The sequence below is a fragment of the Streptomyces sp. NRRL S-244 genome (assembly GCF_000717915.1).
In the GTDB taxonomy this organism is placed as follows: domain Bacteria; phylum Actinomycetota; class Actinomycetes; order Streptomycetales; family Streptomycetaceae; genus Streptomyces.
Window position 1 is genome coordinate 18,024 of the sequence record NZ_JOCX01000046.1, and the last position, 24,789, is coordinate 42,812.

Annotated in this window: 18 protein-coding genes and 1 pseudogene; 15 read left to right on the forward strand and 4 right to left on the reverse strand. The window is 70.9% G+C overall.

The features are described from left to right. Positions 1-402 precede the first annotated feature (402 nt). The 14 genes from IF02_RS0131095 (at position 403) to IF02_RS0131160 (ending at position 16,083) form a co-directional block, all read left to right on the forward strand. Complete coding sequence (locus IF02_RS0131095) at positions 403-2,046, forward strand: CTP synthase (RefSeq protein ID WP_030162937.1); 1,644 nt, start codon at positions 403-405, stop codon at positions 2,044-2,046. Positions 2,047-2,157: 111 nt separating this feature from the next. After that, positions 2,158-2,787: an NUDIX domain-containing protein gene (locus IF02_RS0131100; RefSeq protein ID WP_030162938.1), complete on the forward strand. Its 630-nt coding sequence runs from the start codon at positions 2,158-2,160 to the stop codon at positions 2,785-2,787. Between the two features lie 57 nt (positions 2,788-2,844). Next, complete coding sequence (locus IF02_RS0131105) at positions 2,845-4,905, forward strand: tetratricopeptide repeat protein (RefSeq protein ID WP_106977386.1); 2,061 nt, start codon at positions 2,845-2,847, stop codon at positions 4,903-4,905. A 152-nt stretch (positions 4,906-5,057) separates the two neighbouring features. Continuing rightward, a complete protein-coding gene (ald, locus tag IF02_RS0131110; RefSeq protein WP_030162942.1) occupies positions 5,058-6,173 on the forward strand; it encodes an alanine dehydrogenase in 1,116 nt (371 codons plus the stop codon). 459 nt (positions 6,174-6,632) lie between these two features. Further along, positions 6,633-7,670 carry a ParA family protein gene (locus tag IF02_RS0131115; RefSeq protein WP_229340921.1) on the forward strand — a complete coding sequence of 346 codons (1,038 nt, stop codon included), beginning with the start codon at positions 6,633-6,635 and terminating at the stop codon, positions 7,668-7,670. After that, positions 7,655-8,146: a hypothetical protein gene (locus tag IF02_RS0131120; RefSeq protein WP_078622437.1), complete on the forward strand. Its 492-nt coding sequence runs from the start codon at positions 7,655-7,657 to the stop codon at positions 8,144-8,146. The genes IF02_RS0131115 and IF02_RS0131120 overlap by 16 nt, the downstream gene beginning before the upstream one ends. Before the next feature lie 978 nt (positions 8,147-9,124). Then, positions 9,125-10,174, forward strand: coding sequence for a segregation and condensation protein A (locus tag IF02_RS0131125; protein ID WP_030162949.1), 1,050 nt, complete (start codon positions 9,125-9,127; stop codon positions 10,172-10,174). Continuing rightward, on the forward strand, positions 10,171-10,791 hold the full coding sequence (scpB, locus tag IF02_RS0131130; RefSeq protein WP_037837479.1) for an SMC-Scp complex subunit ScpB: 621 nt from the start codon (positions 10,171-10,173) through the stop codon (positions 10,789-10,791). The genes IF02_RS0131125 and scpB overlap by 4 nt, the downstream gene beginning before the upstream one ends. After that, complete coding sequence (locus IF02_RS0131135) at positions 10,791-12,128, forward strand: pseudouridine synthase (protein WP_030162953.1); 1,338 nt, start codon at positions 10,791-10,793, stop codon at positions 12,126-12,128. The genes scpB and IF02_RS0131135 overlap by 1 nt, the downstream gene beginning before the upstream one ends. A gap of 128 nt (positions 12,129-12,256) precedes the next feature. Continuing rightward, the gene (gene pnuC, locus IF02_RS0131140; RefSeq protein WP_106977387.1) at positions 12,257-12,853 is read left to right on the forward strand and encodes a nicotinamide riboside transporter PnuC; all 597 of its coding nucleotides are present in this window, start codon (positions 12,257-12,259) and stop codon (positions 12,851-12,853) included. Beyond that, positions 12,850-13,938 (forward strand): AAA family ATPase, encoded by a 1,089-nt coding sequence (locus tag IF02_RS0131145; protein ID WP_030162959.1) that lies wholly within the window; start codon positions 12,850-12,852, stop codon positions 13,936-13,938. Before pnuC ends, IF02_RS0131145 begins: the two co-directional genes overlap by 4 nt. Continuing rightward, the gene (locus IF02_RS0131150; RefSeq protein ID WP_037837480.1) at positions 13,935-14,663 is read left to right on the forward strand and encodes an NUDIX hydrolase; all 729 of its coding nucleotides are present in this window, start codon (positions 13,935-13,937) and stop codon (positions 14,661-14,663) included. The genes IF02_RS0131145 and IF02_RS0131150 overlap by 4 nt, the downstream gene beginning before the upstream one ends. Then, positions 14,660-15,676, forward strand: coding sequence for an ADP-ribosylglycohydrolase family protein (locus IF02_RS0131155; protein WP_030162963.1), 1,017 nt, complete (start codon positions 14,660-14,662; stop codon positions 15,674-15,676). Before IF02_RS0131150 ends, IF02_RS0131155 begins: the two co-directional genes overlap by 4 nt. 11 nt (positions 15,677-15,687) lie before the next feature. After that, a complete protein-coding gene (locus IF02_RS0131160; RefSeq protein ID WP_030162965.1) occupies positions 15,688-16,083 on the forward strand; it encodes a hypothetical protein in 396 nt (131 codons plus the stop codon). 78 nt (positions 16,084-16,161) lie between these two features. On the opposite strand, the gene IF02_RS0131165 is transcribed toward IF02_RS0131160, so the two are convergent. From IF02_RS0131165 to IF02_RS0131180, 4 genes are all read right to left on the reverse strand, one after another. After that, the gene (locus tag IF02_RS0131165) at positions 16,162-21,936 is read right to left on the reverse strand and encodes an RHS repeat domain-containing protein (protein WP_234318379.1); all 5,775 of its coding nucleotides are present in this window, start codon (positions 21,934-21,936) and stop codon (positions 16,162-16,164) included. A 578-nt stretch (positions 21,937-22,514) separates the two neighbouring features. Beyond that, positions 22,515-23,252 carry a DNA polymerase beta superfamily protein gene (locus IF02_RS0131170; protein WP_030162969.1) on the reverse strand — a complete coding sequence of 246 codons (738 nt, stop codon included), beginning with the start codon at positions 23,250-23,252 and terminating at the stop codon, positions 22,515-22,517. Positions 23,253-23,280: 28 nt separating this feature from the next. Continuing rightward, positions 23,281-23,754, reverse strand: coding sequence for a Rieske (2Fe-2S) protein (locus IF02_RS0131175; protein WP_030162972.1), 474 nt, complete (start codon positions 23,752-23,754; stop codon positions 23,281-23,283). An 88-nt stretch (positions 23,755-23,842) separates the two neighbouring features. Further along, positions 23,843-24,184, reverse strand: a complete 342-nt coding sequence (locus IF02_RS0131180; RefSeq protein ID WP_030162974.1) for a DUF952 domain-containing protein — start codon at positions 24,182-24,184, stop codon at positions 23,843-23,845. Between the two features lie 92 nt (positions 24,185-24,276). On the opposite strand from IF02_RS0131180, the pseudogene IF02_RS0131185 reads away from it, so the two are divergent. Continuing rightward, positions 24,277-24,738: pseudogene (locus IF02_RS0131185) on the forward strand (YidB family protein); the annotation flags it as partial. Positions 24,739-24,789: the final 51 nt, after the last annotated feature.

Sequence of the window (24,789 nt, forward strand, 5' to 3'; positions counted from 1 at the left end):
GGGTTACGCCGTCTGCCGGACTGCTCGGCGGCGATGTGATGCGATATCCGAGCAGGATATGACGGCACCCTAGTGATCTACTGAAGTCAGAGGACAATGTGTCTAGTCCGAATGGGTGACCTGGGTGAATGCGGGCGTGACCGGCCCCGGGACGGCCGGTGGCGCTCCGTCGAACGGTCGTGGCGGCGCGTGCCCGGAGGCGGACGGGCCCGGGCGCTGATAGGCTGGTACCCCGTGGACCGGTGGTCTGCCTGTGCGAATCAGGAGCCCCGAAACCGCAGCTTCGGCGCCCCCTGAGAGCCTCCGGTTCGATGGTGGCCGGCGCCGGACGCACCTCAACTTCGCGACCACGGGAGCCCCCTCTTGGCGACGCCGCCCGCTGCTTTTCGAAACAGCACAGCCATGACGACCAAGCACATCTTCGTCACCGGGGGTGTCGCTTCGTCCCTCGGCAAGGGCCTGACGGCCTCCAGCCTGGGTGCGCTGCTCAAGGCGCGCGGCCTGCGGGTCACGATGCAGAAGCTCGACCCGTACCTGAACGTCGACCCGGGCACGATGAACCCGTTCCAGCACGGCGAGGTGTTCGTCACCAACGACGGCGCCGAGACCGACCTGGACATCGGCCACTACGAGCGCTTCCTCGACGTCGACCTCGACGGCTCGGCCAACGTCACCACCGGCCAGGTCTACTCGCAGGTCATCGCCAAGGAGCGGCGCGGCGAGTACCTCGGTGACACCGTGCAGGTCATCCCGCACATCACCAACGAGATCAAGAGCCGCATCCGCCGCATGGCGACCGAGGACGTCGACGTCGTCATCACCGAGGTCGGCGGCACGGTCGGCGACATCGAGTCGCTGCCGTTCCTGGAGACCGTCCGCCAGGTCCGCCACGAGGTCGGCCGCGACAACGTCTTCGTCGTGCACATCTCGCTGCTGCCCTACATCGGCCCCTCCGGCGAGCTGAAGACCAAGCCGACCCAGCACTCGGTCGCGGCGCTGCGCAACATCGGCATCCAGCCCGACGCGATCGTGCTCCGCGCCGACCGCGAGGTCCCCACCTCCATCAAGCGCAAGATCTCGCTGATGTGCGACGTGGACGAGGCGGCCGTCGTCGCGGCGATCGACGCCAAGTCGATCTACGACATCCCGAAGGTGCTGCACACCGAGGGCCTCGACGCGTACGTCGTGCGCAAGCTCGACCTGCCGTTCCGCGACGTGGACTGGACGGTCTGGGAGGACCTGCTGGACCGCGTCCACAACCCCGACCACGAGGTCAAGGTCGCGCTCGTCGGCAAGTACATCGACCTGCCCGACGCGTACCTGTCGGTGACCGAGGCGCTGCGCGCCGGCGGCTTCGCCAACAAGGCCCGCGTCCAGATCAAGTGGGTCACCTCCGACGACTGCAAGACCCCGGCGGGCGCCGCGGAGGCGCTCGGCGACGTGGACGCGATCTGCGTGCCCGGCGGCTTCGGCGACCGCGGTGTCAACGGCAAGGTCGGCGCGATCACCTACGCCCGCGAGAACAAGATCCCGCTGCTCGGCCTGTGCCTGGGCCTGCAGTGCGTGGTCATCGAGGCCGCGCGCAACCTGGCGGGCATCGAGGACGCGAACTCCACCGAGTTCGACGCCTCCACCCCCCACCCGGTGATCTCCACGATGGAGGAGCAGCTGGCCTTCGTCGAGGGCGCGGGCGACCTGGGCGGCACCATGCGCCTGGGCATGTACCCGGCGAAGCTCGCCGAGGGCTCCATCGTGCGCGAGGTCTACGGCGACCAGGCGTACGTGGACGAGCGCCACCGCCACCGCTACGAGGTCAACAACGCCTACCGCGGCGAGCTGGAGAAGAAGGCGGGCATCGTCTTCTCCGGCACCTCCCCGGACAACAAGCTCGTCGAGTACGTCGAGTACCCGCGCGAGGTGCACCCCTACCTGGTGGCCACCCAGGCCCACCCGGAGCTGCGCTCGCGCCCGACCCGGCCGCACCCGCTGTTCGCGGGCCTGGTCAAGGCCGCGGTGGAGCGCCAGCAGGCCGCGAAGGCCAAGTGACGGTCTGACCGCATAACGTAGACGGCCGGGGCACGGAACGTGCCCCGGCTGTCGCGTTTCTGACGCGTCTTCTGTCGCGCATTCGGAAGGTACGGGGTACGGGTCATGGCCATGGGCATCGCAGACAGCGGGGAGTCGTGGGAGGTCATCGCCTCACGGACCCCGTTCGAGGGCGCGAAGACGGCGGTCCGCTCGGAGCAGGTGAGCATGCCGGACGGATCGGTGGTGCGCCGCGACTACCAGGTGCACCCGGGGTCGGTGTGCGTGCTGGCGTACGACGAGGACGGCGGCGTGCTAGTGCTGCGCCAGTACCGCCACCCCGTACGGCACAAGCTGTGGGAGCTGCCGGCCGGGCTGCTCGACGTACCCGGTGAGAACCCGCTGCACGCGGCCCAGCGCGAGCTGTACGAGGAGGCGCACGTCAAGGCGGAGGACTGGCGGGTGCTCGTGGACTTCTTCGCGTCCCCCGGCGGCTCCGACGAGGCGATCCGGGTCTTCCTCGCGCGCGGCCTCTCCGAGGCGGAGGGGGCGCGGTACGAGGTCTCGGAGGAAGAGGCGGACATGGAGGTCGCCCGCGTCCCGCTCGCGGACCTGGTCCGCGGCGTCCTCGAGGGCCGGCTCGGCAACCCGGGCCTGGTGACGGGGGCCCTGGCCCTGTCGGCCGCGCTCGCCGCCCCGGGCGGCCTGGACGCCCTGCGCCCGGCCCAGCCGCCGTGGCCGGCCCGCCCGTACGAGGCGTAACCCCTCCTCCCGGGCCCGCGGGAGCGTGGTGTGACGATCCGCTGATCCGATTGGGCGATGTGTCCGCCGCGCTCCACACGGGTCGTCGCTCTGCGTGAACTACGCTCGCAACCCGAAGGCAGGGAGAGGAGCGGATCCGTGACGGATTTCGTCGGGCGGCGGCGCGAGCTCAAGGAGCTGCGCGAGGACATCGCACGGACCGGGCTCGACACCCTCTCGGGACGCAAGGCCAAGGCGCCCCGGGCGCGCGTGCTGCTCGTCGCCGGGCGGCCGGGGTCGGGCCGCACCGCCCTCGCCGAGGCGTTCGTCCGCGAGGTCGGCGAGGACTACCCCGACGGGGTCCTGCGCACCCGCCTCACCTCCCCCGGCGGGCAGACCGTCACCACCGAGCGGGCGATCCGGACCCTGCTGGAGGGGCTCGGCGAGCCCACGCCCCCCGGCGCCGCCGAGGACGAGCTCAGCTCCGCCCTGCGCGCCGCCCTCGCCCACCGCAAGGCGATCCTGCTCGTCGACGACGCCGCCGATCCGTACCAGGTCGACGCCCTGCTGCCGGACACCCCCGAATGCCTCGTCGTCATCACCGCCGAGGGACCGCTCACCGGGATTCCGGATGTCCGCCCCTGCACCCTCGGCGGGCTCGACACCCCCTCCGGGGTCCAGATGCTCGCCCAGCGCATCGGGGACACCCGGATCGCCGTCGACCCCCGCGCCGCCGAGGGCCTCGCCGAGGAGTGCGGAGGGCAGCCCGCCGCGCTGGCCCTGGTCGGCGGCTGGCTCGCCGCGCACCCCAAGGCCGCCGTCTCCGACGTGGCCAAGCAGCTCCACGACATGCCGCCGGGCACCAGCGGGCCGCTCGGCCGCGGCTTCCGGCTCGTCTACGAGTCCCTGCCGCAGCCCGCCCAGCGCACCCTCCGGTTGCTGCCGCTCGCCCCCGTCGGGATCGTCGACTCGCACACCGCCTCCGCCCTCGCCGGCTGCTCCGTGGCCGCCGCCCAGTCCACCCTGGAGGACTTCGCCGGGCTGGGCCTCCTGCGCCATGCCTCCGACGGGCTCTTCCTGCTGCCCGGCTGCCTCGTACCGCTGCTCCAGGCCCTGCTGGAGACCAAGGAGCGCCCCGCCGAGGTCGAGCTGGCCCGGGCCCGGATGCTGGAGCGCACCGTACGCCTGCTGCACTCGTGCCGGGTCATGGCGCAACCCGACGAGCAGGGGGCGGACGAGGCGGACGTGCGGGAGAGGCTGGACGGGCTGCCGCGCGCGCTGCGCTTCCCCGACCGGCGGGCCGCCGCCACCTGGCTCGACACCCGGCTGCCCGCGCTGTCGGCGGCCGCCTCCCTCGCCGTGGCCGACGGCGGGCTGGACACCCTGGCCCGCCGGCTGGTCGCAGCCCTGGTGCGGGCCCTCGCGGAGCACCGCGGCACCGCCGAGGCCGCCCCCGAGCTGTACGGGCTGCACCGCCTGGTCCTGGACGTGGCCGAGCGCCGCGGCCTGCACCGGGAGCAGGCCGCGGCCCTGCTGAACCTGGCCGACCTGGACGCCGAGACCGGCCGTACGCAGGAGGCGCTGGAGCGCTACCGGGCCGCGCTCGGCGCGGGACGGGCGGCGAATGACCCGTACGCGACGGGCCGCGCGATGGAATCCGTAGGGGGCGCCTACCAGGAGCTCGCGGACTGGCACCGGGCCGCCGACTGGTTCGGCCGGGCCCTGGCCCAGGCCCTCGCGCGCGGGGAGCGGGCGGACGAGGCCCGGCTGTACGGACGGCTCGGCAACGTGCACACGTACGCGGGCCGCTACGGGGACGCGCTGCGCAGCTGGCGGACCGCCGCCGCGGGGTACCGGAAACTGGCCGATGTACCCGGCCAGGCAAAGGCGTTGAGCGAAATGGCGCGAATCCAGGAGTACGCCGGGCGGCCCGAGGAATCGCTGCACACCTGCCGCGAGGCGGTGGAGCTCGCGCGCCGGGCCGGAGACCTGCGGCTTCAGGCCGCGCTCCAGGTGCGTCTGGCCGACACCCTCGACCGGCTCGGCGACCCGGCCGCCGCAAGGCTGCACCGGTCCGCGGCCGACAGATTGCTGGGAGACGACCCCGCAGCCTGCGAAATCCGTAGTGGTTCCGACTGAGATTATTGGTTTGCAAGGCTAGACAGCGCGTCGTCCTTCATTAGACTGGCTTCACCACGACATCCCGTGGTGCATCCCGTTGCGCGTTCTTGTGGGCGGGTATGTATGGAAGTGCCCCGAAAAATCCCCTGAGCCAAGGACCGTGATCGACGATGAAGGTCGGCATCCCCCGCGAGGTCAAGAACAACGAGTTCCGGGTCGCCATCACGCCCGCCGGCGTGCATGAGCTGGTCCGTAACGGCCACCAGGTCTTCATCGAGCAGAACGCCGGTGTCGGCTCCTCGATCACGGACGCGGAGTACGTCTCCGCCGGCGCCGAGATCCTCGGTACCGCGGACGAGGTCTGGGCGACCGCCGACCTGCTGCTGAAGGTCAAGGAGCCCATCGCCGAGGAGTACCACCGCCTCCGCAAGGACCAGACCCTCTTCACCTACCTGCACCTCGCGGCCTCCCGCGAGTGCACGGACGCCCTCCTGGAGTCCGGCACCACCGCCATCGCGTACGAGACGGTCGAGCTCGCCAACCGCGCGCTCCCGCTGCTCGCCCCGATGTCCGAGGTCGCGGGCCGCCTGGCCCCGCAGGTCGGCGCCTACCACCTGATGCGCTCGGCCGGCGGCCGCGGCGTGCTCCCCGGCGGCGTGCCCGGCACCCACGCCGGCGAGTGCGTGGTCATCGGCGGCGGCGTCTCCGGCTGGAACGCCGCGCAGATCGCCATCGGCATGGGCTTCCACGTGACCCTGCTGGACCGCGACATCAACAAGCTCCGCGAGGCCGACAAGATCTTCGGCACGAAGATCAAGACGATCGTCTCCAACGCCTACGAGCTGGAGAAGGCCGTCGTCGAGGCCGACCTCGTCATCGGCGCCGTCCTGATCCCGGGTGCGAAGGCCCCGAAGCTGGTCACCAACGAGCTCGTCGCCAAGATGAAGCCCGGAAGTGTCCTTGTCGACATTGCGATCGACCAGGGCGGCTGCTTCGAGGACTCCCGTCCGACCACCCACGCCGAGCCGACCTTCCAGGTCCACAACTCGGTCTTCTACTGCGTCGCCAACATGCCGGGCGCGGTGCCGAACACCTCCACCTACGCGCTGACCAACGCCACGCTGCCCTACATCGTGCAGCTCGCGAACCTCGGCTGGGTCGAGGCGCTGCGCCGTGACCCCGCGCTCGCGCTGGGCCTCAACACCCATGACGGCCAGGTCGTTTACGGTCCGGTCGCCGAGGCGCACGGCCTGCCGACCCTTGAGCTGGGCACGCTGCTCGGCTGATCGGTCAGACCCCGTCAACGACTGACGTCAATCTCACGTATCCGGCCGGACCTTGCCCCCAAGGTCCGGCCGGAGGCGTTTGGGGGGTACGGGCGCACACCGCTCAACTCGCCTCGAACGTAACCCTTTAACCCTTTCGCACACCCGCGAAACTTCGCGGTGACGGCCCGGACGCCCTTGACAGAGTGGTGTTCGGTTGCCGACACATCGTTGCCGGTCCGACGGATTGTGTTGCCGCTGAGTGGTGACACGCCATAGAGTCGCCAACCGTCGGCATGGTGCCACGCTGACCTATCGATAAGTGTCCTGGTCACGTCCGAGGAGGTAAGACGACTTGTGAATGAGTCGACATTTGCTCCCGGGGGTGGTCGAGCAGGGACGCCAGACCGGGGCCAAGGATCCGGCGGGCTCGAAGCGGTCGGCTCCGTCGCGGTCCGCACCTTCGCAAACCACCAGCACATGACGACGCCCCAAAAGAGCATGGACGGCCTAGACGTGAACTCCAGGGCCGGCGACCTGAGCGGCGAAAAGCCCGTGGGTTTCGCCGACTACGAAAACGTGCCCGAAGGGCACTTCTACGACCCGGACGCGGAGTACGAGCCCGACCCCGAGTACGCGGCCACCCTCGCCCCCGACGCTGCCCGCCAGCGCCGTGAGCGGATCGGCCCGACCGGACGGCCGCTGCCGTACTTCCCGATCCCGGGTCCGCTGACCGACCACGGTCCGGCGAAGATCATCGCGATGTGCAACCAGAAGGGCGGCGTGGGCAAGACCACGTCGACCATCAACCTGGGTGCGGCGCTCGCCGAGTACGGGCGCCGCGTGCTGCTCGTCGACTTCGACCCGCAGGGCGCGCTGTCCGTGGGCCTCGGCGTGAACCCGATGGAACTCGACCTGACGGTCTACAACCTGCTCATGGAGCGGGGCATGTCGGCCGACGAGGTGCTGCTCAAGACCGCGGTCCCCAACATGGACCTGCTGCCGAGCAACATCGACCTGTCCGCTGCCGAGGTGCAGCTGGTCAGCGAGGTCGCGAGAGAGTCGACGCTGCAGCGGGCGCTGAAGCCCCTGATGGCCGACTACGACTACATCGTGATCGACTGTCAGCCCTCGCTCGGCCTGCTGACCGTGAACGCCCTGACGGCGGCTCACAAGGTCATCGTGCCGCTGGAGTGCGAGTTCTTCGCGCTGCGCGGTGTGGCGCTGCTGACCGAGACCATCGAGAAGGTGCAGGAGCGGCTCAACCCCGAGCTGGAGCTCGACGGCATCCTCGCCACGATGTACGACTCCCGTACGGTGCACAGCCGCGAGGTGCTGGCGCGCGTCGTCGAGGCCTTCGACGACCACGTCTACCACACGGTCATCGGCCGCACGGTGCGCTTCCCGGAGACCACGGTCGCCGGTGAGCCGATCACCACCTACGCCTCCAACTCCGTCGGGGCCGCCGCCTATCGCCAGCTGGCCAGGGAGGTGCTCGCCCGGTGTCACGCCGAGTGAGTCTGCCCGGAGCCGACGAACTGTTCCGTACGACCGGGGGGATGGCGCTCCAGTCGTCCTCGCCGAGGCGGGGCCCGGAGGAGTCGGGCGCCGGGGAGCACGCGGCGGCTTCGGCGGAGGGCACGGCGGGCGAGGGCCGCAGCCGGGAGGCCGCGGCGGCCGCCGCGGAGTCGGTGGTGGGTCCCCGCCGCCCGCAGGAAGGTTCTGTCAGCCCGGAGCCCCGGCGGGGCAAGGGCCAGGGCCGCGGGGCGAACCGCCGGCCCAGCGGGCGCGAACGGCACGACGAGAAGATCACGGTCTACGTCTCCGCCGAGGAGCTCATGGACCTGGAGCACGCGCGGCTGGTGCTGCGCGGCGAGCACGGGCTGGCGGTGGACCGCGGCCGCATCGTCCGCGAGGCGGTGGCGGTCGTGCTCGCGGACCTGGAGTCCCGCGGCGACGCGAGCATCCTGGTCCGCAGACTCCGCGGCCGCTGACAGCCGGGCCGGCGGGACCCGACCGCCTGACGGCGGGGGTGCGACTGCCTGACGGCAGGGGTGCTGACCGGCTGGCTGGCGGGGGCCCGACCGCCTGACGGTGGGGGTGCTGGCCGCCTGGCGGCGAAGGTGCCGATCGCGTGGCAGGCGGGGGCCCGACCGCCTGGCGGCGGGGGTGCGACTGCCTGATTGCGGGCGGTGCCGGGATGGTGGGCGTTGCCCGGATGGTGGCCTGTGGTGCCGGGCGGTGGTGATGGCAGTGGCTCCGGCGGGGCGGTGTCGGTGGAGTGCGGGGACATGACCCCGCAGGCAGGCCCGCAGCCGCCCCTGCCCGCCGGGCCTGACGTCGGACCCGGCCTGCGGGCCGTCTTCCCCGCGCCTTACGACGCCCCGTCCGTCGTCCCGTCCCGCCCACCGGCACCTGTGCGCCGTCCGTTGGTCGTGACCATGGTCGATGCCGGTCTGATGTCGGTGTGCGGCCTGTGGACCCTCCTACCTGTAGTGACCGGTGGCACAGGCGGCAGGCGGGCCCGTGACGGGCTGTCGGAAGGCGGGGAGGGTGGGCCACCGGGCCTGCCTTGACTGCACCCCCGGTGCGGATTTCACGCTCCCGCTCCCGCGTCTCCTGCCCCGTCCTCCGGTCGGCCTCCTGCTTTCCCCCCGGCGGCTTCGGCCCTCTGCCGCGCCGGTCAGCTTGCCGCTTCCGGCCCTGTGGCTTCCGCCTGCTCCTCCGGTCGGCCTCCTGCTTCCCCTCTGGCGGCTTCGGCCCTCTGCTGCGCCTCTGGCGGCTTCGGCCCTCTGCTGCTCCGGTCGACCTTCCGCTCCTGCCCCCGTGGCTTCTGCCCCCTCCGCCGCCGGGCGGCCTGCCGCTTCCGTCCCCCGGGCGGGTCCGGGGGAGGGTGGTGGGTGGGGCGTGGCAGCCTTGGGGCTGGCTCCGGCCGACCGACCGACACCGCTTCCGCACCGCCTTGGACCGTGATGCCCCCTCCCGCAGATCCCAGCCGCCCCGCCCGCCGCAGTCTGGGGCGCGGGCCGGGTGCCCCGGCCGCGTCCGGGCCGCGAGAGCCTCACGCGCCCTCTGAGGGGCCCGTGGCGCCGGGGCCGGGCGAGGACCCCGTCGAGCCCCCCGAGCCCGCGGAGGCCCCCGCAGGGGCCCCGCAGGAGCCCGTGGAGGGCGAAGTGGAAGCGGCCGCCGTCGTACCGGGCCCGGACGCCGTCCCCGGGGTGCAGACCGACGGGCGGTTCACGCTGCGGCTGGCCAACTTCGAGGGGCCCTTCGACCTGCTGCTCCAGCTGATCTCCCGGCACAAGCTCGACGTCACCGAGGTGGCCCTCTCCAAGGTCACCGACGAGTTCATGGCGCACATCCGCGCCATGGGCCCCGACTGGGACCTCGACCAGACCACCGAGTTCCTCGTGGTCGCCGCCACCCTGCTCGACCTGAAGGCCGCCCGCCTGCTGCCCGCCGCCGAGGTCGAGGACGAGGCCGACCTCGCCCTGCTGGAGGCCCGCGACCTGCTCTTCGCCCGGCTGCTCCAGTACCGCGCGTACAAGCGGATCGCCGAGATCTTCGAGCAGCGTGCCGAGAGCGAGGGCCGCCGCTACCCGCGCACCGTGGGCCTGGAGGACCAGCACGCCGAGCTGCTGCCCGAGGTCGTCATCAGCATCGGCGCCGAGGGGTTCGCCCGGCTCGCGGTCAAGGCCATGCAGCCCAAGGCCAAGCCCCAGGTCTACGTGGACCACATCCACGCCCCGCTCGTCAGCGTGCGGGAGCAGGCCGCGGTGGTGGTCGCGCTGCTCAAGGCGCGCGGCGAGGCCACCTTCCAGGAGCTGACCGAGGACGCCGAGGACACCCTCACCGTCGTCGCGCGCTTCCTGGCCCTCCTGGAGCTCTACCGCGAGAAGGCGGTGGTCCTCGACCAGGAGGAAGCCCTGCGGACGCTCACCGTCCGCTGGAGCGGCGGGGACGGCGACGGGATGCCGACCGTCACCGACGAGTTCGACCGGATCGTGGAGGTCAAGGAATGAGCGACGTGGCCGGGCTCGCGCTGAAGCCCGCCCTGGAGGCCGTACTCATGGTCGTGGACGAGCCCGCGACCGAGGCGCACCTCGCCAAGGTGCTGGACCGCACCCCGCGCGAGGTCGCGGACGCCCTGCGCGAGCTGGCCGACGAGTACGCCGTCCAGGGGCGCGGCTTCGAGCTGCGGCTCGTCGCCGGCGGCTGGCGGTTCTACACCCGGGCGGAGTACTCGGACGCCGTCGAGGCCTTCGTACTGGACGGCCAGCAGGCCCGGCTGACCCAGGCGGCCCTGGAGACCCTGGCGGTGGTCGCGTACCGCCAGCCGGTGAGCCGTTCGCGGGTCTCGGCGGTCCGCGGAGTGAACTGCGACGGGGTCATGCGGACCCTGCTCCAGCGGGGTCTGGTGGCCGAGGCGGGCACGGAACCCGAAACAGGTGCGATCCTGTACAGGACGACGAACTACTTTCTGGAGCGGATGGGCCTGCGCGGCCTGGACGAGCTCCCGGAGCTCGCGCCCTTCCTCCCCGAGGCGGACGCGATCGAAGCCGATACGCAAGAGGGTGTTCCGTCGTTCGATCCGGATGCACCGGATACCGATGAAGACGACAAGACGACGGAACTTTGATGCGAAGCAGCGGCAACGGCAACGGTGGCGGCAACAGGAACAGCAGCGGCGGCGGTGGTGGCGGGCGCGGTAACACCCGCGGCGGCTCCTCCTCCGGCGGCGGTGGCTACCGCGGCGGCAGCTCCAGCGGTGGAGGCGGCCAGCGCGGCGGCTCCGGCGGCGGTGGCTACCGCGGCGGGAGCTCCGGCGGCGGCTACAGCGGCGGTGGCGGCTACGGCGGCGGCTCCGGCGCCCCGCGCGACCGGGACCGTGACCGCGACCAGGCCCCGCAGCGGCCCCGCAACCCCCGCCCCGAGGAGCGCCGCTACGACGTCGGCCCCGAGGGCGAGCGCAGCCGCGGCGGTGCCAAGGCCGGCGGCGGCGGTGCCCGCGGCGCGGGCGACGCCAGCCGTGGCGGCGGTGCCCGCGGCGACTCGGCGCGCGGCGGTGCCAAGGGCGGTCCCCGCACCTCCAAGACCCCCGGCATCGGCGGGGCCGGCGGCCCGCGCAGCGGCCCCGGCAGCCGCAGCGGCCAGTCCCGCCCCCGCGAACTGGACGCGCGCATCGAGGAGCGCGTGCGCGACCGGTACGCCGACAAGCCCGTGATCAAGACCCCGAAGACCTTCCCGGGCGCCGAGCAGGAAGGCGAGCGCCTGCAGAAGGTGCTCGCCCGCGCCGGCATGGGTTCGCGCCGCGCGTGCGAGGAGCTCATCGAGCAGGCGCGCGTCGAGGTCAACGGCGAGATCGTGCTGGAGCAGGGCAAGCGCGTCCAGCCGAAGGACGAGATCAAGGTGGACGGCCTGACGGTCGCCACCCAGTCGTACCTGTTCTTCGCGCTGAACAAGCCCGCCGGCGTCGTCTCCACCATGGAGGACCCGGACGGCCGCCAGTGCCTCGGGGACTACGTCACCAACCGCGAGACCCGGCTCTTCCACGTCGGCCGGCTCGACACGGAGACCGAGGGCATCATCCTGCTCACCAACCACGGTGAGCTGGCCCACCGCCTCACGCACCCGAAGTACGGCGTGAAGAAGACGTACGTGGCCGCCATCACCGGCTCGCTGCCGCGTGACATCGGCAAGCGGCTCAAGGACGGCATCGAGCTGGAGGACGGGTACGCCCGCGCCGACAACTTCCGCGTGCTGGACCAGGTCGGCAAGAACTACATGGTCGAGGTGACCCTCCACGAGGGCCGCAAGCACATCGTCCGCCGCATGCTGGCCGAGGCGGGCTTCCCCGTCGACAAGCTCGTCCGGACCTCCTTCGGTCCCATCGAGCTGGGCGACCAGAAGTCCGGCTGGCTGCGCCGCCTGACCAACACCGAGGTCGGCATGCTCATGCGCGAGGTCGGTCTGTAACCCCTCGCCCAACGGCTGGGAGAAGCCCGCAGTGCCCCCGTGGCACTGCGGGCTTTTTCGGCTTGTCAGGGACCCTCCCCCCTGTTTATAGTCAACATGACTATTAAAGAACGAGGGGGGCGGCCGTCATGGGCTGGACCGAAATCGTGGGCTTCGCCACCGGAGCCCTGTGCGTCTGGCTCGTCGCCCGGCAGCACGTCGCGAACTGGCCCATCGGCATCGCGAACAACGTCTTCTTCATCGTGCTCTTCGCCCAGTCCGGCCTGTACGCCGACGCCGGGCTCCAGATCGTCTTCATCGCCCTCGCCGCGTACGGCTGGTGGTCCTGGACCCACGGGGGTGGACCAGGAACCGCCGAGGCCCTGCCGGTGCGCCGCACCACGCGCACCGAATGGGCCGTACTGGCCGCGGCGGGGGCGGTGGGGGTGCTCGGGCTCACGCTCCTGCTGAGCGGGGTCACCGACTCCACCGTCCCGTTCTGGGACGCACTGACCACCGGGCTCTCGCTCATGGCCACGTACGGCCAGTGCCGCAAGCTCGTCGAGTCGTGGTGGCTGTGGATCGCCGCCGACCTCGTCTACATCCCGCTGTACGCGTACAAGGGGCTGTACCTGACCTCGGCCCTGTACGCCGGCTTCCTCGCGCTCTGCGTCGTCGGCCTGCTCGGCTGGCGCCGCATGCTGCCCGCGCGCGGCGCCCGTACGGCGGCGGAGGCGACGGCATGAGCGGCGCGAGGCGCTACGGGCACGGACTGGTGCTCGGCAAGTTCTACCCGCCGCACGCCGGCCACCACCACCTCGTGCGCACCGCCCAGGAGCAGTGCGAGCGGCTGACCGTGCTGGTGTGCGCGGCCTCGGTGGAGTCGGTGCCGCTCGCCGACCGGGTGGCGTGGATGCGCGAGGCGCACCCGGGGGCGGAGGTCGTCGGCGCGGTCGACGACATCCCGGTCGACCTGCACGACCCGGCGGTCTGGGAGGCGCACATGGCGGTCTTCCGGGGCGCGGTGCCGGGGCGCGTCGACGCCGTCTTCACCTCCGAGGAGTACGGGACGGAGCTCGCCCGGCGGTTCGGGGCCGAGGAGGTCCGCGTGGACCCGGGCCGTACCCGCTTCCCCGTCTCCGGTACGGCGGTACGGGCGGACCCGGTCGGGAACTGGGAGTTCCTGGGGCCGGGCGTACGGGCGGCCCTGACCCGGCGGATCGTCGTACTCGGCGCCGAGTCGACCGGTACGACCACCCTGTCGCGGGCGCTCGCGGCGCACTACCGGGCGCGCGGCGGGGTCTGGGCCGGGACGGGCTGGGTCGCGGAGTACGGGCGCACGTACAGCGAGGAGAAGCTGGCGGCCGCGCGGGCGGCGGACCCGGCGGCGACCTGGGAGGACGTGTCCTTCCGGTCGGAGGAGTTCCCGGTGATCGCGCGGCGGCAGGACGCGGAGGAGGAGCGGGCGGCGCGGTCGGGTTCGCCGGTGCTGATCTGCGACACCGACTCCTTCGCGACCGGCATCTGGCACGAGCGGTACACGGGAGGGCGCAGCGAGGAGGTGGAGAAGACCGCCGCGCTGACGCACAGGGACCTGTACCTCCTTACGGACCACGCGGACGTGCCGTTCGAGGACGACGGGCTGCGCGACGGCGAGCACCTGAGGCCGTGGATGACGGACCGCTTCCGCGAGGAACTCACGCGCACGGGCAGGCGTTTCCTGACCGTGCGCGGGGACCGCGCGGCGCGGCTGGCGACGGCCGTCGCGGCGGTCGACGAACTGCTGGCCGGGGGATGGCAGTTCGCGGACCCCCTGCCGGAGCGCCGATGAAGGGGTACGACCGGCACGCCTACGAGCCCTTCGCGGTGACGGTCGACCTGGCGGTGTTCACGGTCCGCGGCGGGGCGCTGCACGTGCTGCTGATCCGGCGCGGGCAGGAGCCGTACGAAGGCGCCTGGGCCCTCCCGGGCGGCTTCCTGCTGCCGAGGGAGTCGGCGGAGGCGGCGGCCCGCCGGGAACTGGCCGAGGAGACCGGCCTGTCGGAGGCGGTCGTCGCCTCGCTGCACCTGGAGCAGCTGCGCACGTACAGCGATCCGGACCGCGATCCGCGGATGCGGGTGGTCTCGGTCGCCTTCGCCGCCCTGGTCCCGGACATGCCGGAGCCGGCGGCGGAGGGCGGCGGGGACGCGGCGCAGGCGCGCTGGGTGCCGGTGGGGGAGAGCGGGCCGCTGGCCTTCGACCACGCGCGGATCCTGTCCGACGCGCGCTCCCGCATCGGGGCCAAACTCGAATACACCTGCCTGGCCACGGGGTTCTGCCCGCCCGAGTTCACCCTCGGGGAGCTCCAGTCCGTCTACGAGACCGTCTGGGGCACCCCCCTGGACCGGCCGAACTTCCGCCGCAAGGTGCTGGCCACGCCCGGCTTCGTCGAGGCCGTGCCGGGGGCGGCCCGGCTGACCGGAGGCCGCGGCAAACCGGCCGCGCTGTACCGGGCGGGCCCGGCGACGGCCCTCCACCCCCCGCTGCTCCGTCCTACGGAAGGAATCCAGAAATGAACCTGCAGAAGCGGCCGGCGACGGGGGCCCTGCTCGGCCTCGCCCTGGGCGACGCGCTGGGCTTTCCGACGGAGTTCAACGACGTCCCGTCGATCCTGGCGAAGACCGGCCCGTGGCGCGAGATGCGGCTGCCGAGCCCGGCGATCGTCACGGACGACACCCAGATGACGCTGGCACTGGCGCGCGGCATACGGACGGCGGCGCAGCGCGGCTCCTTGGACCCTGCTCGGCTCGCGGGCCCGGTCCGGGAGGAGTTCGTGGCCTGGTACCACTCCCCGGAGAACAACAGGGCGCCCGGCAACACCTGCCTGCGAGCCTGCGGCTTGCTGAACGACCCTTCCCGGGACTGGCGGGACGCGAGCCAGATCGGCTCGAAGGGCTGCGGGGCGAACATGCGGGTGGTCCCGGTGGGCCTGGTCCCCGGCTGGACGGAGGAGGAGCGCGCCGGTGCGGCCCAGCTCCAGTCGGCCCTCACCCACGGCCACCCGACGGCCCTCGCGGCCTCCGACCTGACGGCCCGGGCGGTGTACCTCCTCGCGCAGGGCGCCGAGGTGACGGGCCTGGTCGGGCAGCTGCGCTCGTACGCCCTGCACCACCGCACCCGCTACCACGAGCGCTGGCTGGGCGACCTCTGGATGCGCACGGCGTCGGACGCGAGCCCGGAGTCCTTCATCGCCCGGGGCTGGGACGACTGCCTGGCCGTCCTGGACCGCCTGGCGGCGGCCCTTCGAAACCCCTCCCCGGAGACGGACCCGTGCCTGACGACGGGCGACGGCTGGATCGCGGAGGAGGCCCTCGCCACGGCCCTCCAGTGCTTCCTCCTCTTCCCGGACGCCCCCCTGACGGCCCTGCGCCGCGCGGCCTGCACGAAGGGCGACTCGGACTCCATCGCCTGCCTGGCCGGCGCCTTCGCCGGCGCCCACCTCGGCCCGGACGTCTGGCCCCGCGACTGGGAGGCCCGCATCGAGTACCGCGAGGAACTCCTCACCTTCGGCACGCTCTGGGACGCCTGAGAGAATGAGGCATGAGCAGATTCGCAGAGGTGATCGTGTTGGCGAGGAACGCCGAAGAGGTGATGGAGCCGCTGACCCGGTCGGATAAGAGCCGGGAGTGGCATCAGCGTTTCACGCGCATCGACGACGGGATGTTCTACGGATCGCGTGTGCCCTCAAAGGAGTGCTACGCGTGGGTCATCCAATTCATGCGTCACAACTGGCACGGTCTGCTGCCCCACCTCGAATCCCTGCCGTGGCCCAACCCCGAATCGGTCCAAGTGCTCGTGCGCGACGAGGAGGACTCCTGCTTCGGGTTGTGGATGATCTACGGAGGCTCGCTCGTCGAGGTATCTCTGCCGCACACGAAGCGCGAGCCGTACGCGGCGAGCATCACCGGGCACTTGGCCCGGACCGACGCCCCCTGAGTGCGAGGGGGCCCCGCACCTCTCGCAAGCACGGGAGGTGCGGGGCCCGGGTTCTCATACGGGTGTCAGAAGGCGTCCTCAGGCACAGCCCGGGTAGGGGCGGGTGGGGTCACAGACGTTCGATTTGGTGGAGAAGAAGGGATCGCTCATTCCGTCGGACACGCCGAGCGGATCAACGGAGTCCTTGAACATTTCCCAGCCTCCCTGGACCCAGCCGTATTCGCGGACGTATCCGGGTGCTTGGGCCACGGCCAGAACGCCACCGACCAGTCCGAAGCCACGGACCTTGGAGCCCTTCGGCTCCTTGGGTATTCCCCTGGCGGAGGGCACCGTCGGGGTGGCCGTCCGTCGTGAGTCGAAGTCCCCCGTCGGGCTGATGATCCTGACTCTGTCGTCGTCCTTGTACATTTCGGCCAGCTCCTGCGCCTGAGCCATGTCCTGGGCGACGAAGACGACGTGGTTCGTCTGGTTCTTTCCTGCCGGATCCATTTTGTTGTTTATGGTATCGGCCGCCTCCTTAATGGTTTTCCCCGACGTGGCCTCGTACGAATCGACGTCGATGATCTGGCCGTTCTTCCAGGTGACCTTGACGAAGTCGGCAGTTGTGCCGGCCTTCACCGGGTTCCCGTCGGCATCGAAGATGGGAGCGTTCTTTCCGACGGTGGTTCCGTCCTCACCCCCCGCCGCCGTGTCGTCCTGCGAGAGGTACATCGAGCCGCTCCCGGTTTTCGGGTCGTAGTACAGCCCGGCCCTTCGGAGATCGTCGTTGATCACCTGGAACGCTTGCTTCGATGCATCGTTGTCGGGCACGCCATTGATCACGTGGGGTACGCCCTGGCGGTCATAGACCTTCGTGATGTTGTTCTTCTTCGGGCTGCCCACGGTAATCAGGGGCGTCTTCTCTTGGACGTGCCTGAGAACCTGCTTGCCCTTCTTGTTCTCGCAGTCAAGCGGATTGTCTTTGCAGTAATCCGCTAGGTCGAGGTCCCGCAGACCGGTCGGGTCGCTGTGCGTGATGGGGTTGTTGTGGCTGTAGCCGTACCCGTCCATCTGGAGGGGGTCGGTGACGTCCATCAACGGGTCGACGGAGATGAACCGGCCCGTGGCCGGGTCGTATTCGCGGGCGCCGAGGTGGGTCAGTCCGGTGTCCGCGTCCCGGGTGCCTCCGACGAAGCCCCGCTCACCGGCCCAGTCGGACGGCTGCGCACCGCGGGGGCCGCCGAACAAGGCGGTCTTGCGGCGGACGACCGCCTGGGTCGACGCGTCGATCTGGGTGGTGCCGGTGCCGTGGTGGTCGGCCAGCAGGAAGGTGAGCTTGCCACCGGTCCGCATGGCCACGGTGGTCTCGCCGGCCGTGTAGTAGCGGGTACCGGTGAGCGTGCCGTTCTTGGCGAGCTTCAGCTCGTTGCCACCCGGCAGGTACAGCGTGGTCCCGGAGGAATCGGTGCGGGTGGCCCGCTTGCCTTCGGCGTCGTACTGGTAGCCGGTGGTCAGCGTCCCCTGCTTGGTTTTGGCCAGATGGCCCTCGGTGTCCCACTCCAGGATCTGCTCGGCCGCGGAACCGACCTTGCGGCTGGTGGTGTTGCCCGTCTCGTTGTAGGCGTAGGACTCCGAAGCGGTACCCGCCGGGCCGGTCTGGGAGACCGACGGCAGAGCGTGCTTGCCGGTGGCCGGGGCTCCGTACGTGCGGGTGATGTCCGCCGCCGGGCCCGACGGCGTCTTGTGCTGGACCTCCGTCTTCCGGTTGCCCGTGGCGCCGTAGGTGTACGTCGTCCAGTAGGCATCCGGGCCGCCCACCGTGGCCGCGGACGGGCCGGCCGCGCAGTTGTTCTGAGCGGCGGGCGCGGTGGTCCAGGCCTGCGTGATCTGCTGCAGCGCATCCAGGGTGAAGCACTGGTTGTCCGTCACCTGCTGCGCGTCCTGGCCGGAGACGGTCTTCACCGAGGTGATGTTCCCGCTCGGATCGTATCCGTAGCTGGTGTCGTCGATGCGCCCCGGTGCCAGTTCACGGTCGGTGACGGAACGGGTCATCGCGCCGGTGTGGTCGTCGTACTCGAAGGAGCTCCACACGTGCTTGGCGAAGTCGCCGTACTCGGCCCGGGTCGCCCGGCCGTAGTGGTCGTAGGTCATCGCCGAGACGAGCGGGTCGATGCCCGCGCCCACGGTGTCGAGCAGGCCGCCGGCAGCCGTGTAGGTGTTGTTGATCTTCTCGGCCGGCAGGTCGCCGATGGCGGGCTGCTGGACCCACATCACCTGGCCGGTGTTGGCGTTGTAGCTGGTCGTCCACTTGTAGGTGCCCGCCAGGGTGCCGTTCTCCGGCGAAGCGGGGATGGTGACCTGGCTCGTGACCGGCTTGTAGGCACCGTTGTAGACCGTGACCGCTTCTTCGAAGGCCTTGCCGTCGATCCAGCGGGTGGACTTCGCAAGCTGGCCCTTGCCGCCGGTGGCGGTGTCGTACGCCCAGTTCGCGAGAGTGGTGGTGCCCTGCTTCAACGCAGTCTTGCGGCCGAGTTCGTCGTAGTCGGTGTGCAGGGTGATACCCCGGGCATTGCGGATGTCGGTCGCCCGGTTGCCCTGGTCGAAGGTGACGTCCGAGATGCCCTTGTCGGGGTCCTCCACGTGGGTCTGGCGGCCGGCGACGTCGTAGCCGTACTTCCAGACCGCGCCGACCGGATCGGTGACCTGCGAAAGCCGGCCGAGCTTGTCGTACGAATACGTCGTCGGCTGGGACGTGGTACGGGCTGCGTCGGTGTACGTCTCGACCTTGGTGGTGAGCCCCCTGGCGTCGACCACCGTCTTCTTGCCGCCTCCGACCGACGGGATCACGGTCGTGGTGTCACCGGTGTAGACCGTCGAGCTGCGCTTGGTCTCGTCACCGAACCTGCGGGAGATCACGTCGGTGACACGGCCCGCGCCGTCGAAGAGGGTGTCGGTGGACGCCGGGTAGTCCAGCTCCTGACCGGTGACCAGGACGGGCTCCGGCCTGCCGCTCGCGTAGTACATGCCGGAAGAGCGCCAGGCCTGACCGCGCGTGTCGTACGAGGTCTCGTTGATCAGTCTCCCCTGGCCGTCGGGCGAGGGAGCCTGGGTCTGCCGGGAACGCAGCAGGCCGTCGAAGAAGGCGTAGGACGACTGGTAGACCGAGTTGTGGTCCAGGGCACTCGTCGTGACGACGTTCGGGCCGTCCTGGCGGACGAGGTAGGAGAACTTGTAGCTGGGCGAATCGGGATTGGCCGAGGCCGGGCGGGTCGGGATCCAGATCTTGGTGACCCGGCCGAACGGGTCGTAGGCGGTGGTGGTGACCCTGTTGTTGGCGTCCGTGACGCTCAGAGGCTGGCTGCGCAGCGGGTCCGAGACCGTGGTGATCTTGTGCGTGAGCGGGTTGGTGACCACCGTGGTGGTGGGCACCTCGCCCGTAGCCGGCGTGTAGACCGTGGTGACCGTCTTGCCGTACGAGTCGGTCGCGGTCAGCGCCCGGCCGTACATGTCGTAGTCGGCGACCGGAGTGGTGCTGACGACGTCGTAGCCGGTTCCGGTGCCGTTGATCCGCTCGGTCTTCGTGACGTCGCCCTTGGCGGGTGCCGCCCCGAGCGTGGTCGAGCCGTCGAAGTAGGAGCGGTTGTCGGAGATGACGTCGGACGGCCGACTGACAGGTGAACCGCAGGCCACCGCGACCTTCTCGATCCGGTACACCCGTTCGATCAGCCAGTTGCCGGTGTTGCGGGCGAACGACGCCATGGTGCAGCTTTCGTCGCCCGTGCGGTCCGTGTCGCCGAGGTCCGACGTCTGGGAGACCATGCCGTAGGCGTCGAACGACCGGATGAGGGCGGTCTTGCGCTGACCACCGCTCACGGTGGTCAGCTTCTCCTCCTTCTCGACGCCCGTCATGAAGGCTTGCAGGTCGGGCAGCCCCGATCGGCTGCGGGCAGCCGTGGCCGCCGACACCCAGGGGGTCGAGGAGGTCGCCGAGACCAGGGCGCCGCCGTCACCGTTGTACGTGGCGGACGCGCGCGGCATCCCGCCGAACTGCTCGCGGTCGGTCACCGCGGCGCCGGCGTAGTCCTTCACCTGCGCTCCGTCGACACCCCGGAAGTAGACCGTCTCCGACAGGGTCTTGGGGTCCGAACCGGCGCCGGTGCGGGTCTGTACGCGCCCGTAGCCGCGTGGCGCGGAGTAGGTACGGTCCTCCGGCTTGGTGAACTCGTCCGAGCTCTTGGCCCAGCCCGGGCCGTCCAGATAGGTGTAGGCGGTCACGGTGTCCGGGGTGGACGCCAGGTTGTCGCTTTCCACGATCTGGGTGACGACGTAGGTGTTGAACCAGTCCTCCTTGGAGGTCTGGCCTTCGAAGGCCCACTTCACCGGGAAGCAGCGGGCGGTGTTGGTCCCGTCGGCCGGTGGGAGCTTGGTGGCGGTGCACTCCGGCTGGGAGTAGTACGCACCGAGCACGCCGCCGGTCTCGGTATTGATCTGCGACATGCGCAGCCGGATGAACGGCGCGAGCCCGTCACCGGTCTTGTCGACCCGGTTGGCCCGCTGTTCACCGGCGAAGGTGACGGGCGGCAGGGCCAGGTCACTGCCCACCTTGCCGGTGTGCTGGACGGACTTCAGCCACATGGGGGTCGAGACGCCGTCACCCGACGCGGGGAAGTCCTGGGCGAGGCTCCAGCTGTCCACGGGCTTCAGGACACCGCCGGTCAGCACGTTCGTGGTGATCGAGGCGAGGCGCTTGCGCGACCAGAAGGTCGGGGCGAACTGGTTCTTGCACTCGTCCCCGTCCTTGCAGTGCTGGTCGAAGGGGGTGTCGGGCCAGTTCTTGGCATTGGTTTCGTCGAAGGTGCCGCAGCCCGTCAGGCAGCGCTCGGCGACGTCGAACTTCACCCGGCCCATGGCCTTGCCGGTGTACACGGCGTCGGCGCGCAGGCCGTAGTCGATGTGGTCGAGCCAGCCGCCGCGGACGTACGGGGTGCTGGTGCCCTTGCCGGTGGACTCGTTGAAGGCCCGGGCGTAGTTGTTCTTCTCGGTGTTCCAGTAGTACGCCATGGCGTTGCCGTGCGTGTCGACGACGTAGTCGAGCTGCCAGCGCCAGGCCTGCTGGCACCAGCCGCTGGCGAAGGTCGCGTTGTAGCACGGCTCGCCGGCCTGGTTGCCGAACACGGGAACGGTCCAGGTGGAGTTGGTGACCGGGTCGTCGGCGGCGGTGCCGTTGTCCTTCCAGCCCGGGAGCCGGTTCAGGCCGAAGAAGTACTGGGTGCCGTCGGTCGTCGTGACCTTCCAGTGCTCGCCCACGCCGTCGACGCCGGCCGTGCCCTTGTCACCGTTGGTCGCGCCGGTGAGCTTCTCGACCTTCTCGCCCGAGTCGGAGACCGGGTGCCAGCCCTTGGCCGCGTCGTAGACCAGCTCGCTGGTCTTGCTGCCGAGGTGCAGCACGGCGTTGTTGTTGTACCAGCACTCGTCGAACTCCTTGGTGGTGTTCGTACCGCCGGTCTTGTCGTCCTGGCAGGCCTTGTACTTGCGCTCGATGAAGCCGGGTTCGTACGTCCAGCCGTCACCCAGCCAGCTCGGCTGGTTGTTGGACGCGGCCGTGCGGCCGTCCACCGCCTGCGAGCTGTAGTCCAGCGCCACTCCCGGCTGCAGACCGCCGGGAACGGCCGGCACCCCGATGGGGTACGACCAGCTCAGCCCGCCGGTGGGCCCGCCGGCACTCCAGGAGCCCGAGGCCGTCAGCGAGGTCGCTTTGTAGTCGCCCGTTGCGCCGGACGCTTCCGCGGTGGCGGCGAGGACGGTCGCGCCGCCCGATGCGGCGGCGGCAGCGGACATCGTCCTCTTGCCGGACTTCGCTGCGGCGCCTGTCACGCCGGGGGTGCTGATCTGGGCGGACAGTTTGCCGGTGCGGGTGTCGTTCTTGGTCTGCAGCGGCTTCTGGGTCCGGCACTCCGGGCGTTCGGGAGTGGTCAGGGCGCAGGCCGGGAGTTCCGCCCGTGGCCAGGGAAACCTCGGCGGAGCCGGCCGCGGGCCAGCTCGCCTTCGGTTTCTGCTTCTTCCAAGAATTATCGGAAGCCGCGTCCGGACGCTTGGCGCCCCCAACGGCAACCTTCCCCACCGGAACTGCCTTCGGCTGCTTCAGTACTGGCAGCGACGGACCCTTCTTGGCCTCCGCCGCTATTGCTGCACCAGGCAGCACGCCGACGAGGACTATTGCGGCCACAGCCGCTGAAAGTCCTCGTGTGCGAAATCGTCTCACACCCCACCCCAACTGCTCTAATGGAAATATTCGGAGCGCAGACTAGCAGGGTGATTTGCATTACCGGATGCACTGTCAGAAAGCATGAATTGCCGCTGCTTACCTCCAATGAACACAAAGTTGATCTTGTGGGGAGGAATCGGATGCGTGCGCCCATTTCTTGCTCGGCCTGCATCCCCTCTGATTCCTGTCAGGGGCAATGCGGAATGGCGACTTCCGGTGATTCTCCGAGGGCCGAGGTGCGGCGGGTGCGGAGGAGGAAGTCGGCCACTCGGGCGTGGTCCGGGTCCGGGGGGAGGGGGGTGGTGGTCAGGGCCGTGTCCGACTCTTCCCGGAGGCGGGTCATCCAGGTGTCCGTCTCCGGCCAGGTGAGTTCGCCGCGCTTGACCGCGAGCAGGCGGTCGCGGTGGTCGGTGGCATCGATCGTCAGGCGGCCCGTGCGCAGCAGGTCGCGGCAGGACAGGAGCAGGCGCAGCAGGTGCATGGCGTGCTTCCAGCGCGGGGCGCCGTGGATGCGGACGTCCGCGACGAGTTTGGAGTGCTGGGACATCGCGTACCGGGTGAAGGTGGTGTGCACCCGGCGGGACAGGAAGGCCCCCCGGAGGGAGAGGAGTTCCTCGCCCAGCGGGGTCAGCCGTTCCACCAGCGGGGAGTGCAGGCACTCCAGGATGTTCGGGTTGGCGCGCAGGGCGAGTTCGCAGAAGCGCTCCAACTCCCAGGAGAACTCCTCCTCCCGCGGGCCCTCCACGTGCGTCGGCGGCTTCTCGAAGCGCCAGAAGAGCGGCGTCGGGGCGAGGTAGACGCCGCGCCGGTCGGTGTCGCTCGCCTCCGTCGCCAGGCCGAACGCCCGGGAGCCCATCACGCACGCGTAGATCGTGTGTTCGCGTACGAGGGTTAGGGCTTCCGGGGGTGTGGTCGGCGCGTTCATCCCGGGAGCGTAGGCCGGGGCGGCCGGGCTACGCGAGCGAGATATCCCCGTCCGGGGCCACCGTGATCTGCTTCTCCGCCAGGGGGCGGGTCGCCGGGCCGTGGGCCACCGCGCCGTCCGTGATCTGGAACTTGCTGCCGTGGCAGGGGCAGTCGATGGTGCCGGCCTCCACTTTGTTCACCAGGCAGCCCTGGTGCGTGCAGACGGCCGTGAAGCAGCGGAAGGACCCGGCCGTGGGCTGGGTGACCACCAGCTTCTGCTCCTTGAGGACCGTGCCGCCGCCCACCGGCACCGCGGAGGATTTGAGCAGCGCCTTGCCCGTTCCCGACGAGGGGGAGGAGGGGGAGGACGGGGCCGCCGCCTCCGGGGTCGAGGGGCTGCCGGGCTCGCTGTTCGGGCTCTTCTCGTCGCCGCCGCACGCGGTGAGCGTGCCGCCGGCCAGCGCGACGGCCGCTCCTGCCGCCAGTACGGTACGGCGGGCCGTCGGCGTGGGGTCGCTCATGGGGTGCTCCTCGATCGGGTCGCTCCGGGATGGCGAGCAGCATCCTGGCGTGTCGGGGGCCCCAGGAGAAGCCCCCGCGCCGCCCGGCTCAGGAGCCCGGCTCCCACGGGGCCAGTTCCGTCGGGCCGCCCGGCGTACGCACGACCTCCCAGAGGCGGACCACGGCCGCCCGGTCCAACGGGCCGTGGACGTGCGGGTAGCGGCCGCCCGATTCACCCTCGCGGCGGACCTCCGAGGTCAGGGCCCGCTCGTCGAGCTCGACGGCCAGCAGCGGACCCGGTACGTCGCGGTAGTGCGCGTCCGCGATCGCGAGCACCGTCGGGCGGTCCGCCGAACAGTGCACGAAGCCCTCCGAGTCGAGCGAGGAGGGGGCGTACGGAAGCTCGGGCTCGGCGGTCCAGTCGGCGAGCGGCACGATGTGGAAGATCATGTCGATCGTTCTACCGCAGGGGCTGCCGAACGCTTGCACCAAGTGGCGGAATGGACTGGATCGGGTGACATTGTCCGTGTCCCGAACCCTCTCGAAAGGCATGGACGATGGCGGGTAACGACCTCGGCTCCCTTCTGGGCGGTCTCCTCGGAGGCGGCAGCGGCGGCCAGGCAGGCGGCGGTGGCGGCGGCAACATCCTCGGCGCGCTGCTCGGTGCCCTCATGGGCGGCGGCGGTGCGGCCGGGGCCCAGGGGGCCGGAGGCGGGAACAATCCGCTCGGCGGGCTGATGGACATGCTCAGCAAGTCCGGTCTCGCCGACCAGGCGCAGTCCTGGATCGGCACGGGCGACAACAAGCCCGTCAGCGGCGCCCAGATCGCCGAGGCGCTGCCGGACGACACCCTGCAACAGGTCGCCCAGCAGGCGGGGGTCAGCCCGCAGGAGGCCGCCGACCAGATCGCGGAGTCGCTGCCGGACGCCGTCGACAAGCTGAGCCCGGCGGGTTCGATCCCGAGCGGGTCGCTCGAGGACATCATCCGCCAGCAGAACCTCTGACCCGCGCGCGTCGGAGCGTTGGAGCGCGCCGAGGGCCCGGCCGCCGTCCCA